This is a genomic window from Streptomyces sp. NRRL F-5755, from assembly GCF_001279365.1.
Lineage (GTDB): Bacteria > Actinomycetota > Actinomycetes > Streptomycetales > Streptomycetaceae > Streptomyces > Streptomyces rimosus.
Window position 1 is genome coordinate 1 of sequence record NZ_LGCW01000245.1, and the last position, 216, is coordinate 216.

The following is a 216-nucleotide window of genomic DNA, read 5'->3' on the forward strand; positions in this document are numbered from 1 at the left end:
CCGGTAACGGTTGGAGTTGACTGGTACTAATAGGCCGAGGGCTTGTCCTCAGTTGCTCGCGTCCACTGTGTAGGTTCTGAAGTAACGAACTCGCCTTGCTGGCTGGAGTTCATCTTTATAGTGTTTCGGTGGTCATAGCGTTAGGGAAACGCCCGGTTACATTTCGAACCCGGAAGCTAAGCCTTTCAGCGCCGATGGTACTGCAGGGGGGACCCT

The 216-nt window shown here is 54.2% G+C and carries 1 rRNA gene; it reads left to right on the forward strand.

Features of this window, described 5'->3' with window-relative positions:
* Positions 1-124: 124 nt before the first annotated feature.
* Positions 125-216: ribosomal RNA gene (gene rrf, locus ADK86_RS19500) — 5S ribosomal RNA — on the forward strand; the annotation flags it as partial.